Here is a 13,819-nt window from a genome sequence, read left to right as displayed (position 1 = left end):
TGAATGCGTCCGAGACCTGCGCAATGGTGCTGGCCGAAGAGCTGGCGACAATTGCACAGGGTGCGTCCAGCACCTCGCGCATCAGTGCTTCGATGTCTGGCTCGAGGGATTTCAAGAATTCAAACATGCGAGCCCTGCAACACCGACTCGAGCATCGCAGATACCCGAACAACATCGGCGTTGTTGTACTGTTCGCAGAACGGCAGCGCCAACCCCTGACGGTACAGACGCGCTGAAACTGCCTGGGGATCAGTCGCAACAAATTTTTCGAATGATTGCTGCATCGACAGGCACTGGGCGCCGACGTTCACCTCAATCCCGGCCTCGGCCAGCCGCAGAATCACCGCTGCGCGGTCGATTCCATCGGCCAACACCACCATGAAGGTTTGCCAGCTATGGCCAGGACTGTCGATCGGCAGATCGATCAGGCCGCGTCGCGCAAGCGGCGCCAACGCCAAGAGATAAGTCTGAGCCAGCACACGACGCGCTTCTATCCATCCCTGCAGGCGCGGTAGTTGAGACCGCCCCAGCGCCGACTGGATATCGGTCAATCGATAGTTGAAACCCGCCTCGTGAAACTGCATGCCCACAGCACCGCGTTCCATGCCGTGATTGCGCAGACGGCGCAGACGGTGTGCGAGCGTCGCATCATCGGTAACGAGAATGCCCCCTTCACCAGTGGTCAACGTCTTGCGTGGGTGCAGCGAGAAACAGCCGATGTCGCCAAACGTACCGACCTTGCGCCCTTCGTGCACAGCACCGATAGCACAAGCGGCATCCTCAACCACGTGCAGTGAATGATGCCGAGCCACCGCCCGTAGCCCCGTCATATCAACCGGACTGCCGAACTCGTGCACCGGCATTACCGCTCGCAAGCGTTCGGGACCATGCCAGCTCTCGACGGCTGCGGCTATCGCATTCGGCGTAACACAGTAGCTGCCTGGATCTACATCCACAAAAACCGGTTTGGCGCCTGCCAAGAGCACCACGTTCGCGGTTGCCGGGAACGTGAAATCGGGCACCAGCACGGCATCTCCGGGTCCCACACCCAAAGCCACGAGTGAAAGGTGAAGGGCGGCTGTGCCCGAAGAAACGAGGACCGCATGTGAACAGCCGAGCCAAGCCTCGAGTTCGCGCTCGAACGCATGCCCTTGAGCACCGTATACCAATTGGCCGGACCGAAGAACTTCCACAACTGCGGCGATTCCCTCATCGTCGATGTGCGGTCGCGACAAACGAAGCATGGCTCAGGTCCTGAAGATCGGTGCCAGCGCCGGTAGCGTGTGCTCGTTCTCGGCAATCCATTTCACCGTACGACGCAGTCCCTCTTCAAGATCGACAGCGGCGCTGAATCCGATGTGCTCGGTCGCCTTGTCGACGTTCGGAATGCGCAGTTCGATATCCGCAGACAGCGCCGGTCGGAACAAGATGCGCGATTTTGTTCCCACCACGCGGCATACGGCCTCGGCCAGACCATAGATGGTGGTCACAGCACGTGCATTGCCTATGTTGAACGACTCACCGATTGCGTTGGGGTGCTCAAGCGCACACATCACGCCGTCGACCATGTCATCGACGAAACACCATGCGCGAATCTGCGTACCGTCGCCAAAGATCAATAGATCTTCTCCTTTCAGCGCCTTGCGGATGAAAATCGACAGGGCTCCTTCGCCGGTCTGCCCGGGGCCATAGACATTGAAGGGCCGAAGTGTCACTGTTGGCAGCCCGAACTGCTTGAAGTACGCGTGCGTAAGATGCTCTCCCGCGAGTTTGCTCACTGCATAGGTCCAGCGTGCTTCGCCAACCGCGCCTGTGACAGCCTGTGAACCCTCATTGACCTTGAAGGCCTGCGAGCCAAATACCTCGGAGGTCGAAAACTCCAGGAAACGCTCGACGCTGCCGATCTGATGCGCCGCCTCTAGTGCGTTTGCAGTGCCAAGCATGTTCACACGCATGGTCTGTACGGGGTTGCGAACCGTGCTTTCGATGCCGGCAATTGCGGCGGCATGAACCACCACATGCGCACCCTGCATGTGTTTCTTCAAGTGCTCGACATCCAGCACATCGCCCTCCACTTGCACGACGTTCGGATGCTTGTCAAAGGGCGTCGAAGCCAAGGTGTTGCGCGTGTAGTTGTCGTACACCACGATACGGTTCCGATCGGCCAGTCGCGCAATCAACGTGCTGGCGATAAAGCCGGCGCCGCCAGTAATAAAGATGGTCTTACCTTGGATCATTGAATTTTCGAATTAGGTCTTGGCAGAGCCGACTTGGCCCAGGGTCGCACGCAGCCTGTGGACCACATTCTCTTGCTGCGTCGTTGTCAGATCCGGGCTCATCGGCAAGCTAATCACCAGTTCACCAGCGAGTTGGCTTTGGGGGCAGCACTCAGGAAGGCCGTGCTGCGCGTAAGCGGGCTGATGGTGTATCGGCTTTGGATAGTGCACCATGGTCGGGATACCCGCTGCATGGAGCGCAGCCTGAACAGACGCGCGTTGCGTCGTAAATACGGTGTACTGAGCCCAAACGCAATCGCGGTCGGAACGCACGGCAAGCAGGCGGATGCCGGGCACATTTCGGAGCAGCGCTCCATAGCGATCACCGATCGATTTACGCGTCGTCAGCTCCCAGTCGAAACGATTCAACTTTGCCAGCACGATCGCGCACTGCAGCGTATCCATTCGCCCCCCGACACCGACACGGGTGTGCGTATATCGCGCGCTCTGCCCATGCACGCGAATTTCCCGGCAGGCCTGTGCCAATGCATCGTCGCTCGTGAAAATTGCCCCGCCATCGCCATAGCAACCCAACGGTTTGCTGGGAAAGAAGCTGGTGCAACCAAAGGTGCTGAGATTGCAGCTCCGCCTGTCCTTGTAGGTTGCCCCAAAGCTCTGGGCCGCATCCTCGATCACGAGCAAGCCGTGCCGTGCTGCGATGGCATTGATCTCGTCCATATCAGCACACTGGCCATACAGACTCACCGGCATGATGGCGCGTGTTCGAGCACTGATCTTTGCTTCGATCAAGTTTGCATCAATGTTGCAGGTGTCGGGTTCGATATCCACGAACACCGGCTTCCCGCCCAGCAGCACGATCATTTCAGCGGTGGCTGCAAAGGTGAACGGCGTCGTGATGACCTCGTCGCCAGGCTTCAAGCCCATGGCCATCAATGAAACAAGCAGTGCTTCCGTCCCGCTCGCAACCGTGATGCAGTGCTTGGCGCCGGTGAATGCAACCAGTTTTTCCTCAAGCTCTGCCACCTCGGGGCCCATGATGTATTGACCATGGTCGAGCACCCGCTGAATGCGCTCGTCGATTTGCACCTTCAAGGCCCGGTACTGAGCCTTCAGGTCCACGAACTCCATCTTGTCACTCATGACGCTGTCTCGATGGCCGGTGCACAGCGGCCGCCGCGCAGTACGTATTTCTCCCCGGTGGCCGGGCAAGTCGCGAACTCGCCGACAAACATCAACCGCTCGCCATGCCTGCTCATCCAACCCGCGTGTCGCGCCGGTACACCGAGCATCAACGCAAAATCGGGCACATCGCGATTCACCACGGCACCCGCCCCGACGAAAGCATGGCGGCCGATAGTGACGCCGCAAACGATGGTGCTGTTGGCGCCCAACGTCGCGCCTTCCCGCACCAGGGTACGTCGGTACTCCCCTTTGCGACTCACAGCCGAGCGAGGGTTGTAGACATTGGTGAAGACCATGCTTGGGCCACAGAATACGTCGTCTTCGAGCGTGACCGCGTCATAGACGCTGACATTGTTCTGGATCTTGACGTTGTTGCCGATGCGCACGTCATTGCCCACATAGACGCTCTGTCCCAGCGAGCAGCCATCGCCGATGACCGCGCCCGCGCTCACGTGCACCCAGTGCCAGATGCGCGTGCCTGCGCCCACCGCAGCGCCCGCGTCCACGATAGCCGTCTCGTGAATCGTCGCGCTCATGCCAGCAACCTTCTGGTGAACGGATGCTGTTCGGAATGCGACGGATTGATTCGCGCCGTGCGAATGACGTGCACGGCCTCTACAGCCTGCCTCGCCTCCTGGAGGCCGTAGCCGCGCCCAGCGAGAATTTCGCTGTAGCTCGTCGTGTGCAGATCGGTAAAGCCCTCGGAAAATTCGAGCTCCTCACCGTCTACCGTGATGGAACGGTACGTTGTCTTCTTGCCTTTGACTTCCGCGGGCAGATCGTCCGCATCTATGGAAAGAAACCATCGCACCCGGGCACGCTCATATTCAAGGAAACCTGCCGCCTTGTGTTCTGCACTGTGGTGAACCACATTGGCCTGAAGTCTGCCGAAGATGAAGTGCAGCATGTCGAAGAAATGCACGCCGATATTGGTGGCCACGCCGAACGACTTGCGCGGATCACCCTTCCAGCTGGCCGAGTACCACTTGCCACGCGATGTGATGTAGCTCAGATCGACGTCGAATTTGGTGTCCGCAGGCGCTGCGGCCACCTTGTCGCGCAGCCTGAGAATGGCTTCGTGGTGGCGCAACTGCAGGATAGTGAAAACGCGCCGGCCCGCCTCGCCTTCAACCCGTGCCAGTTCGTCAAGTGCATCCGGCGAGGGCACGAGCGGCTTCTCGCAGATCACATTACAGCCGAGCCTCAGCCCGGCCGCGCTGTGCGCATGGTGCAGATGGTTGGGCGAGCAGATCGATACGAAATGCAGTGCGGTGGCCTGCGAACGCCTGAGTCGATGCGCGTGTTCGTAAAACGATTCGAATTCGGTGAAAAATGACGCGTCGGGTGACAGGCTGTCGATGATGCCGACGGAGTCGTTGATGTCGTACGCCACGGCAAGCGTGTTGCCCGTGTCCTTGATAGCGCGCATATGCCGTGGCGCGATGTAGCCGGCAGCACCGATCAATGCGAAGTTCTTGCTCATGGTCGTCATCAAAGCCTGAACACGGCAAAGCCCGCGCTCGCCGCATCATGTCGGTCGTAGAGCGATTTGACGTCGGTGAGCACAGGCGTGGCATGACGACAGTAGCGTCGCAGCACCAAGGGTGAGAGGGTTCGGTACTCGGTATGCCCCACCGCCACAACCAGTGAATCGACCGGATTGTCTTCATCAATGGTACCGAGCGTCAGACCATATTCGTGCTGCACTTCTTCCGCATCGGCCCATGGATCTGCCACGACCACTTGTGCACCCCATGCCTGAAGCTCGCGCACCAGGTCTACCACCTTGCTATTCCGTATGTCGGGACAATTCTCCTTGAAGGTGATGCCCAGCACGCCTATCTTGCAACGCGGTACATCCATGCCGGCTTGCAGCATCAGCTTGATGGTGTTGCGCGCTGCATAGCGGGCCATGTTGTCGTTGATGCGTCGACCCGCCAGAATGATCTGAGGGATGTAGCCGACCTGCTCTGCTTTGTAGGTGAGGTAGTAGGGGTCGACGCCGATGCAATGCCCACCAACGAGTCCTGGTCGGAACGGCAGGAAATTCCACTTGCTGCCAGCGGCCTCGAGCACTTCGAGCGTGTCGATGCCCAGCCTGTCAAAGAGCACGGCGAATTCGTTCATCAGCGCGATGTTCAGATCACGCTGCGTGTTTTCAATAACCTTGGCGGCTTCCGCAACCTTGATGCTGCTGGCTTTGTACGTCCCCGCAGTGATGATCGTGTTGTAGAGCCGATCGACTACATCAGCAACCTCCGGGGTGCTCCCGCTCGTGATTTTTTTTATCTGGGTGACCGTATTGACCTTGTCACCCGGATTCGCTCGCTCGGGACTGTAGCCACAAAAGAAATCTTTGTTGAAAACTTTGTTTGAGAATTTCTCAAGCACCGGCACACAGACTTCCTCGGTCGCACCAGGGTAGACCGTCGATTCGTAGATCACGATCGCACCTTTCGGCAGGACCTTCCCTATTACTTCACTGGCGTTTAGCAAATACGAGAAATCAGGGCGATTGGCGCTGTCGACTGGGGTTGGCACTGTCACAATAAAAACATTGCAACCGTGCAGGTCATCGGGATCAGAAGTTAGCGTTAAGAATGAAGCCTCTTGAAGATCCGCAGCGCACACTTCGAGGGTCCTGTCATTTCCAGCACCGAGTTCTTGAATGCGGCGAGAGTTTGTATCGAATCCGACAACCGAAACCAACTTAGCAAATGCTACAGCCAAAGGCAAGCCAACGTAGCCAAGCCCGATTATGGCCAATTTAATTTCCGTGTACATTATATTATTGGATTACAACCGTCTTCGGCTTAAAGCCGGGGATCAATTTGCACATTGTTTCTTGCATCAAATGTGAATTTCCACAATGCGCGGCACTTAAAAGTTCCTGGAGGTACCCAGAAAACTCAGGCCAGCGCACAAAATCCTCTCTCGCTCGAATGATTCGAGGATGATCGGTCGGCAATGGATTTTCACCGATCAACAGCTCTTCAAACAGCTTTTCACCGGGGCGCAGTCCGGTGAAAGTGATTTGAATGTCGCCAGCAGGATTTTCGGCGTCCCGAACGGTATGCCCGGATAACGCAATCATTTGTTTGGCCAAATCAATGATTTTCACCGGACTCCCCATATCGAGCACGAATAAGTCCCCTTCCTCAGCCATTGCACCGGCGTGCAAGACCAGCTGGGCCGCCTCGGGAATTGTCATGAAGTAGCGCGTAATCCCAGGATGAGTGACCGTGAGCGGTCCGCCTGCTGCAATCTGTGATCTAAAAAGTGGAACAACGCTTCCGCTGGAGCCGAGAACGTTGCCGAAGCGAACCATGGAGAAGCACGTTCTTCGGGTGCCCTCGCTTGCTCTGATACTGCAATCACTTTTGCCGAATGGATATTCGTTATTGGCGGCCAGAGATTGCAAAATCATTTCAGCAATTCGTTTGCTTCCCCCCATGATATTGGTGGGCCGAACAGCTTTGTCTGTAGAAATCAACACAAATCGATCTACTCTCCCCTCAATGGCTACGCGCGCCATAGTCAAGGTTCCGAGTACGTTATTGATGACTCCTTCTTCAGAATTCTGCTCGACCAACGGAACATGTTTGTACGCAGCCGCGTGATAAATAACCGCTGGCTTGTGCAACCGACATATTGCATGAATGCGCTCGAAATTACAGACATTGGCGAGCCGCGGCGTGAGTCGCACAGTCAAATCGGCATGCGCGATTAATTGCAGTAATTCCTGATGAATTCGATAAAGCAAAAACTCACTGTGATCGATAAGAACTAGTTCTTTCGGCTTCTGCAGAATAATTTGGCGACAGAGCTCACTTCCGATACTTCCACCTGCACCAGTTACCATGACGACATGTCCTGCAAGACCGCGCGCAAGAAGTTCGGGGTCAGAAGTCACTGGCTCGCGTCCAAGCAAATCTTCTATATCTAGATCCCGAAAATCACTGACTGTGATGCGGCCACTTGCGAGATCAGTCAAGCTGGGCAACGAACGAATACGAGCAGATGAGTGTTGCAGCTGTCCAATAATTTGATTTCGTCTCTTCCGACTTACACTCGGCATTGCGAGCAGTACATCTGTAATCGAGAGGCGCTTTATCGTTTCCGGAATTTCTGTTGCCAAAAAAACAGGCACGCCATTGATTGACTGCCCGTTCTTTGAATGATCATCATCAATGAAACCAAGCAACGCATAGTGATCTACGCCTGAAAGCGCCGCGGCCGTTTGAGCTCCAGCGGTGCCTGCCCCATAGATGAGAAGACGTCTGGCCGCGCTGCCACTATTACTTCCTGCGAGCCAATGCCATCCCAAGGTGCGGCTTGAGCTTACAAATAGCAGAAAAATTACCGGCTGCAGAATAATCAGGCTGCGAGGGATTCCCTCCCAATGATAAAGACCCCAAATGAAGGGAAATAAAGCTATTCCATATACGGCAACCGCCTTGCCAGTAGCAAGAATTGCGGCCATGCCGGTGTAGCGAAAAATCGCGCGGTAGAGGCCGAATTTTATGAAAACCGGAATAGCCAGCGCGGGAGCGACTGCATAGAGCAGCCACTCAACCCCTTCCGGCCGATGAAAAGCATCGAGTCGAAGCGTGAAGGCCAGCCATACCGAAAAAAGCGACAGCCCGATGTCGAGACATACGACGATCAATTGCTTCTTCGCGCGCGGCCAACCAAGAATAGATTTCTGCATCTGCGCTTCTATCAATAAGTTGCATCTATCAAGCAGTGCTTGAGGGACACGCTAATTACCTAGCTCTGGCAACTTGATTTTGCCGAGCTCGGGATATTTCTCTGTGGCCAACTCAAGCCAGGTTTCTCGGGCCTCGCGGCAGTTTCTCTCTGTGTGCATTTTGCACAGCCGAGCCAATGCGTCTTCGGCCTCTTTGGGCTCGCCATTCAACCCCATTACAAGCGCATACTTGAACAGATTGTTGGCCCATCCAAATCTTTCGACAACACGTCGCATTTCATTAATATCCTCGGCTTGCATGTCGCGCGTCGGATCTGTTCGTGCAAACTTCAGGACCGCCGGAAATTCCGTCAGAATGAACGCTCTCGGCGGTGCGGTTGTTTCGCGCGTGCCAATTCTTGCCTTTTCAAACCTCACGCGCTGCCACTCTTGCTCCCAGCCAGGGTATTCCGAGACTATCGCAAAAAATAGCGCAAATACCGCACCTCCTCCGGCCCACAACACAGGGTTAGGAAATTTAATATTCCAACACTGTGTTCTTGGCAAATTCACTTGGAGCGCGCCCATTAAGAGTCCAACTGGCAATAAAAAATAGGCGTAATACAATGGAAATTCAACCAAAGAATGCCCAAACACCAAGAGCACTGCGACCAGTGCGCACCAAGACAACGGGTCTCGGCAATATTTTATTTGTGCAATAAACCATGCCACAAGGCCCGCCGAGATGAAGACTGCAATAGGCAGGCCACACCAGATGGCAAGATCGACGAGAAAATTGTGAGCAGATGTGAAATAATGATGTGTCGCAGGATGATCCAATGCCGTTAATTTTTGTGCAATTGGAACTTGATTCCATCCATATCCCAGCCACGGGGCGCGAGTTATTGCATCCAGCATCTGCCCCCATATCGTGATTCGTAGATCCTGATTCAAACGCTCTGCCAGTGATGTGCCACCAGAGAGAAGTAATTTCTCATTGATAGCCAACCACTTCCAGGCTATGCAAGCGTAGAAGGCCGTTACGATTGACAAAGGCAAAAGCCGCGTTCGCAGAGATGCGCGCGCTCTCAACCCCAGAAATGCAATCCAAAAGAAAAGCAGCGCCATCAAGACGGAACGCGATTGTGTCATTGCCAATCCGAAGGCCAGCATCATTGCACCGACGAATGCAATTGGGGCGCGGATGAACCGCATCTCGAACATGAATATCAATCCAAGTTCACCTAGGAGAAGAAGGGTTGCCAGTTGATTAGGCTGGGCAAGATTCGCATAGGGTCGCCCGCCAAAACGCATATCTACCACGTACAGGCCTAGAATTCCCAGATCAAGCCATTGATGAATTGCGACAGCTACCGATAGCAATCCTGAAAATATAAAGCACGCAAACAAGGGAGCTAGCCCCGCCAACGCCAGATTCTGCTGCGGAGCTGGTTCCGACGTAATGCGAGTGCCCGCAAGTATCGAATAAGCAAAACCCATCAGATACAAGGCGGCAAGCCAGCTATCGCTGGCAAAAAGAACTTGCCCACTCAGAAGCTGGGCTATGGGGACAAGGGCCAGAAAGAAAACACCAAGCATTATTGTCGGCTTGGTTTTTCTTAATCCCACCCCCCAGACCATCAGCGGCAGAAAGGCTACGGCGGCAATTGTGTCTTCGTGAAAAACGACCCAGGGCGGAGAATGATTGGGAATCAAATAGGCAAGGCCCAACACAATTCCGACAAACAGAATGAGGCGTCGCTTCAAGCGAACTCCGAAGATTATCAACAAAAAAAAGGCGACGCGTTTTATTGCGTCGCCTGACTAAACCCAGGACTTGAGGTCCTGGATCGTAAACAACTTATGCTCCGCGGCAAGAGCCAGGAAGGTACTTAGGTGGCATCGAGGCGCTGCCGCCGGGACCGCAAACCCACTTGAACACCGTTTTTGCAGTCGTAGTGTTGGTGAACGGCGTCGAAGCGTCCGAATACGGCGTCAACTGGAATGTCTTGCTTGCAGCACCACCCAAATCCGTGGCTGCGGTGGTGGCGACGGTAACCTGACCGCCGTTAGAGGTATTGATGGTATTCACATACTTGCTTGCAGGAGCGCTTGCCGTCAGAACCTCGCACCCCCAGTTATCAGCCGCCGGAAGAGTCGCACCCGAATTCGATTGAATCGTTTCGGTGATGCTGGTGCGGCACGACGATGCCGCCAGAATGGCTTCAGACACCTTCGCACGAATGGTGTAGTCCTGATACGCCGGCAGAGCCACAGCAGCCAAGATACCAATGATCGCCACAACGATCATCAATTCAATAAGGGTGAAACCCTTTTGCACATTGCGTGCGATAGAACGACGGTTCATTCATTAACTCCAGGTTGGTTGTAGAGCCCGGGAACCAGCCCGGAGCGCACTACCTTCCGCAGCATCCGTGCCACCCGCCATTGGCACTCCACGCCGCCCAAACCCGTCACCTTGGCCCACTTTGGCGTTACACCAAGTGACACAATTTGCGTCAAGATGCTACAAGCGGTGACAAATTTGTCATGCCAACGCGTCGCCATGCTCAGAAGGTCAAGATGCCATCCGCCTTCAGCCAGCGTATATCCCGCTGCGCCAACCCGGCCACCTGATGGTCCGCCAGCAGCTCGATCTGGCTCATGATCTCGTCGGTTTCCGCCGGCTTGGTGTGGGTGATGTAGATCGGGTACTGCTTGCCCGGATCGATATGCGCCAACTCATCGGCCAGCACCGCCGGCGACAGGTGCAGGCTGCGTTCGGCCAGCGCCTGCTCGCGGCTGCTGAAGGCCGTTTCGATCACGAGCATGGCCACCTCGATCGCATTGACCCGGTCCCAGAACGGCGCGTTGCGCTCGGTGTCGCCGCTGAAAACCCAATGTGCCCCGCCGGTGGCCCGCCGCACGGCAAAGCCGCAGGCCGGCACGGTATGGACAGCGGGCAGCACCTCGATGAGCTTCGGCGCGCAACTGCCCAGCTGCAGCATCTGCCCCACTGCGATGTCGTGAAAGCTCACGAATGGCGCCTCGGGGCTGGGAATGCTCTCGAAATCGGGCCAGATGACGTTGTTGAACACATGCGCCCGCAGCGCCTCGATGGTGGCGCGCAGCGCATGCACGCGCAGGGGCTTGGTACGGCGGCTGCCCACGGCGTCGAGCATGAGGGGCAGCGCGGCGATGTGGTCGAGGTGGCTGTGCGTAAGCACGACATCGTCGATGGCAGCCATCTCTTCGAGCGTGAGGTCTCCGACGCCGGTGCCCGCATCGACGAGCAGGTCGGTGTCGACCAGAAACGAGGTGGTGCGGCAGTCTTTGGCGATGGCGCCCGAGCAACCCAGCACACGAACCTGCATTGTGAGAGACCCCTTGTATGTGTCTGTCGTCATTTGGTTTCGAACCGGGTTGCGCCATCCCAGTTCGGGTCTTGCGGTCGCAACGCCATCGAGGCTAAACGCTGTGCGTAGAGCTGGTAAAGGACTTTTTTGGCATCGGCCGCGAGCAAGGGGGCCAGCAAGTTCCGGCCCACCGCCCAGTCCTGGCGGCGATAGGCTGCCAGCACGCCGGTCCAACGTTCGAGCATCTGTCGAGTCTGCTTCACCGCGTCGGCGGTGCGGGCGTCCAGCGGGGTAAAAACGGCAACGGCTTGTGCCTTGCCCTTGACACGCACGCTGTCGAGTTCCTGCCAGATGTAGCCGGGCGCCAGTTCGCGGGTGCCGCCGCTGGCGACGATCTCGACGCCATAGTGGCCGCTCAGGCCTTCGAGGCGCGACGCCAGGTTGACGGCATCGCCGACCACGGTGTAGCTGCGGCGGGCGGTGGAGCCCATGTCGCCCACGCTCATCACGCCACTGTTGATGCCGATGCCCACGCTGATTTCCGGGCGTCCGCTGTCGCGATGCATGCGGTTGATGTCGCGCACGGTCTCGGCCATGTCGAGCGCGGCGCGCACGGCCAGCGCGGCGTGGTCGGGGGTGTCGATCGGCGCCCCCCAGAAGGCCATGACGCAATCGCCCATGTACTTGTCGACGGTGCCGCGGTGGGTGCTGATGACGTCGGTGAGCCGGCTGAAGACGGTATTCAGAAAGGCCTGCAGCTCGGCCGGCGCCATCTGCTCCGACAGGCGGGTGAAGTCGCGCATGTCGCAGAACATCACGGTCATCGGCTTGCTCTCGGCACGCATGCTGTAGCGGTCCGGGTGCACGAGCATTTCATTGACGAGCTGCGGCGGCACGTAGGTGCCGAACAGCCGCACCAGGCCGCGCCGCGCGCGCGATTCGACGAAGTAGCCCCAGCTCATGTTGAGCACGAAAGCGAGCGCGATGGTGATGAGCGCCGAGGCCAGCGGCAGCACCAGGCTGTGGCTCACGTAGAGCCAGGTGTTGAGGCCGATCAGCGCGGCGGTCGTGCCGGCCGCCAGCAACACGGCGCGCGACACCGACAGCAGGGACAGGCCGAACGCGAGCACCAGTCCCGCGAGCAGGATCATCAGCACCTCGTAGCCGGGCGCATAGTCCGGCACGGCGAGCAGGCGCTGGTCGAGCAGGCCGGAGACGATGTTGGCATGCACCTCGACACCCGGAAACGCCGCCCCCACCGGCGTGGCGCGCAGGTCTTGCAGGCCCGGCGCCGTGGCGCCCACGAGCACGATCCTGTCTTTCAGCTCGCCCGGTGCGAGCCGGCCTTCGAGCACGTCGGCCGCCGCGACATAGCGGAACGATCCCGCCCCCGCGCCGCCGGGTCCGCGAAACGGCACCTGCATGCTGGCGGTCTGGTCGACCGGAACGCGCAGGCGCCCGAGCCGCAGAGATTCGAGCCTCGGCGCCTCGCCACCGGGCGCAAAGATCGGGCGCACCGGCGGCGAACCGTTCGCAAGCCGGTAGACGGCGAGCCCCAGCGATTCGTAATAGCCGGGCTGGGCCTTGTCGCCTTCGTAGCGCGCAATCAGTGGCACGCTGCGAATGACGCCGTCGCCGTTGGCGCCGACCAGCGTGTTCAGGAAACCCGCGGTCGGCGCGGCCTTGGCCAGCGCCGGCAGGCTGGCGCCGAAGCCGTTCCAGCTGGTGGCATAGGCGCCGCCCGCGGGAAAGGCCTCGACCGGCAAGAGCGGCGTGGCGGGCAACTGCCCCTTGGCGCTGGGCGTGATGGTGCGCGTGAAGTAATAGCCGAGGGCCACGCGCTGGCCGTTCAGCGCGGAGGCGAATGTCGCGTCGTGGTCCAGCGTGGGCGCGAGCCGCTCGACCTCGGCGGCAAGGCCCGGCATGTTGCGCAAGGGGCCCTGGGCGATGTCTCGCAGCCTGCGCAGGCCCGAACTCCGGTCGGGCTCGAGAAACATGACGTCGAAGCCGAGCACCGCCACCTGCTGGCGGGTCAGCAGCTCGGTGGTCAGGCGGGCGATGCTGTCGCGCGGCCAGGGCCACTGGCCTTCGCGCGCCAGGCTGGTGTCGTCGACGTCGACGATGACGACGCGCGGATCGAGCGTGCGCGGCATGGTGGCGCGCAGCCGGATGTCGTAGATCAGGCGGTCAAGGCGTTCGAATGCGGTCAGCTGCCACGCGTCGGTGGCGTGCGCCAGCGCCAGCAGAACCGGCAGCAGCGTGATGACGATGCGGGGCCAGTGCCGCCGCAACACGCCCATCATCATGGCATCCCGCCCCGGCGACTAAACCCGCCTCGGTGCTGAGGAAAAGGG

The 13,819-nt window shown here is 58.2% G+C and carries 11 protein-coding genes; all 11 read right to left on the bottom strand.

The window, feature by feature from the left end:
* Window positions 1–119: 119 nt before the first annotated feature.
* Window positions 120–1,244: a DegT/DnrJ/EryC1/StrS aminotransferase family protein gene (locus tag DBV14_RS03270; RefSeq protein ID WP_124457767.1), complete on the bottom strand. Its 1,125-nt coding sequence runs from the start codon at window positions 1,242–1,244 to the stop codon at window positions 120–122.
* 3 nt (window positions 1,245–1,247) lie between these two features.
* Window positions 1,248–2,237 carry an NAD(P)-dependent oxidoreductase gene (locus DBV14_RS03265; RefSeq protein WP_124457766.1) on the bottom strand — a complete coding sequence of 330 codons (990 nt, stop codon included), beginning with the start codon at window positions 2,235–2,237 and terminating at the stop codon, window positions 1,248–1,250.
* Window positions 2,238–2,249: 12 nt separating this feature from the next.
* Window positions 2,250–3,365 carry a DegT/DnrJ/EryC1/StrS aminotransferase family protein gene (locus tag DBV14_RS03260; RefSeq protein ID WP_124457801.1) on the bottom strand — a complete coding sequence of 372 codons (1,116 nt, stop codon included), beginning with the start codon at window positions 3,363–3,365 and terminating at the stop codon, window positions 2,250–2,252.
* An 8-nt stretch (window positions 3,366–3,373) separates the two neighbouring features.
* Window positions 3,374–3,955, bottom strand: coding sequence for an acyltransferase (locus DBV14_RS03255; RefSeq protein WP_124457765.1), 582 nt, complete (start codon window positions 3,953–3,955; stop codon window positions 3,374–3,376).
* Window positions 3,952–4,902: a Gfo/Idh/MocA family protein gene (locus tag DBV14_RS03250; protein ID WP_124457764.1), complete on the bottom strand. Its 951-nt coding sequence runs from the start codon at window positions 4,900–4,902 to the stop codon at window positions 3,952–3,954. Before DBV14_RS03250 ends, DBV14_RS03255 begins: the two co-directional genes overlap by 4 nt.
* Before the next feature lie 8 nt (window positions 4,903–4,910).
* Complete coding sequence (locus DBV14_RS03245) at window positions 4,911–6,203, bottom strand: nucleotide sugar dehydrogenase (protein ID WP_124457763.1); 1,293 nt, start codon at window positions 6,201–6,203, stop codon at window positions 4,911–4,913.
* 4 nt (window positions 6,204–6,207) lie between these two features.
* Window positions 6,208–8,130, bottom strand: a complete 1,923-nt coding sequence (locus tag DBV14_RS03240; RefSeq protein ID WP_124457762.1) for a nucleoside-diphosphate sugar epimerase/dehydratase — start codon at window positions 8,128–8,130, stop codon at window positions 6,208–6,210.
* Window positions 8,131–8,181: 51 nt separating this feature from the next.
* Complete coding sequence (locus DBV14_RS03235) at window positions 8,182–9,876, bottom strand: PglL family O-oligosaccharyltransferase (protein WP_124457761.1); 1,695 nt, start codon at window positions 9,874–9,876, stop codon at window positions 8,182–8,184.
* A 94-nt stretch (window positions 9,877–9,970) separates the two neighbouring features.
* Complete coding sequence (locus DBV14_RS03230; protein ID WP_311732688.1) at window positions 9,971–10,462, bottom strand: pilin; 492 nt, start codon at window positions 10,460–10,462, stop codon at window positions 9,971–9,973.
* Window positions 10,463–10,679: 217 nt separating this feature from the next.
* Entirely contained in the window at window positions 10,680–11,483 is an 804-nt protein-coding gene (locus DBV14_RS03225) for a 3',5'-cyclic-nucleotide phosphodiesterase (RefSeq protein WP_124457759.1), read from the bottom strand.
* 29 nt (window positions 11,484–11,512) lie between these two features.
* Window positions 11,513–13,765, bottom strand: a complete 2,253-nt coding sequence (locus tag DBV14_RS03220; RefSeq protein ID WP_124457800.1) for a CHASE2 domain-containing protein — start codon at window positions 13,763–13,765, stop codon at window positions 11,513–11,515.
* Window positions 13,766–13,819 lie beyond the last annotated feature (54 nt).

Origin of the sequence: Variovorax sp. KBW07 (genome assembly GCF_003852515.1) — a bacterium.
GTDB lineage: Bacteria > Pseudomonadota > Gammaproteobacteria > Burkholderiales > Burkholderiaceae_C > Variovorax.
Note: the sequence above shows the minus strand (reverse complement) of the source record. Positions and strands in the feature narration are given on the sequence as shown.

Bases quoted from the DNA above. Each gene is read 5' to 3' on its own strand.
- DBV14_RS03225 (WP_124457759.1), bottom strand. From the start codon at position 11,483: ATGCAGGTTCGTGTGCTGGGTTGCTCGGGCGCCATCGCCAAAGACTGC.
- DBV14_RS03260 (WP_124457801.1), bottom strand. From the start codon at position 3,365: ATGGAGTTCGTGGACCTGAAGGCTCAGTACCGGGCCTTGAAGGTGCAA.
- DBV14_RS03255 (WP_124457765.1), bottom strand. From the start codon at position 3,955: ATGAGCGCGACGATTCACGAGACGGCTATCGTGGACGCGGGCGCTGCG.
- DBV14_RS03245 (WP_124457763.1), bottom strand. From the start codon at position 6,203: ATGTACACGGAAATTAAATTGGCCATAATCGGGCTTGGCTACGTTGGC.
- DBV14_RS03220 (WP_124457800.1), bottom strand. From the start codon at position 13,765: ATGGGCGTGTTGCGGCGGCACTGGCCCCGCATCGTCATCACGCTGCTG.
- DBV14_RS03265 (WP_124457766.1), bottom strand. From the start codon at position 2,237: ATGATCCAAGGTAAGACCATCTTTATTACTGGCGGCGCCGGCTTTATC.
- DBV14_RS03270 (WP_124457767.1), bottom strand. From the start codon at position 1,244: ATGCTTCGTTTGTCGCGACCGCACATCGACGATGAGGGAATCGCCGCA.
- DBV14_RS03250 (WP_124457764.1), bottom strand. From the start codon at position 4,902: ATGAGCAAGAACTTCGCATTGATCGGTGCTGCCGGCTACATCGCGCCA.
- DBV14_RS03240 (WP_124457762.1), bottom strand. From the start codon at position 8,130: ATGCAGAAATCTATTCTTGGTTGGCCGCGCGCGAAGAAGCAATTGATC.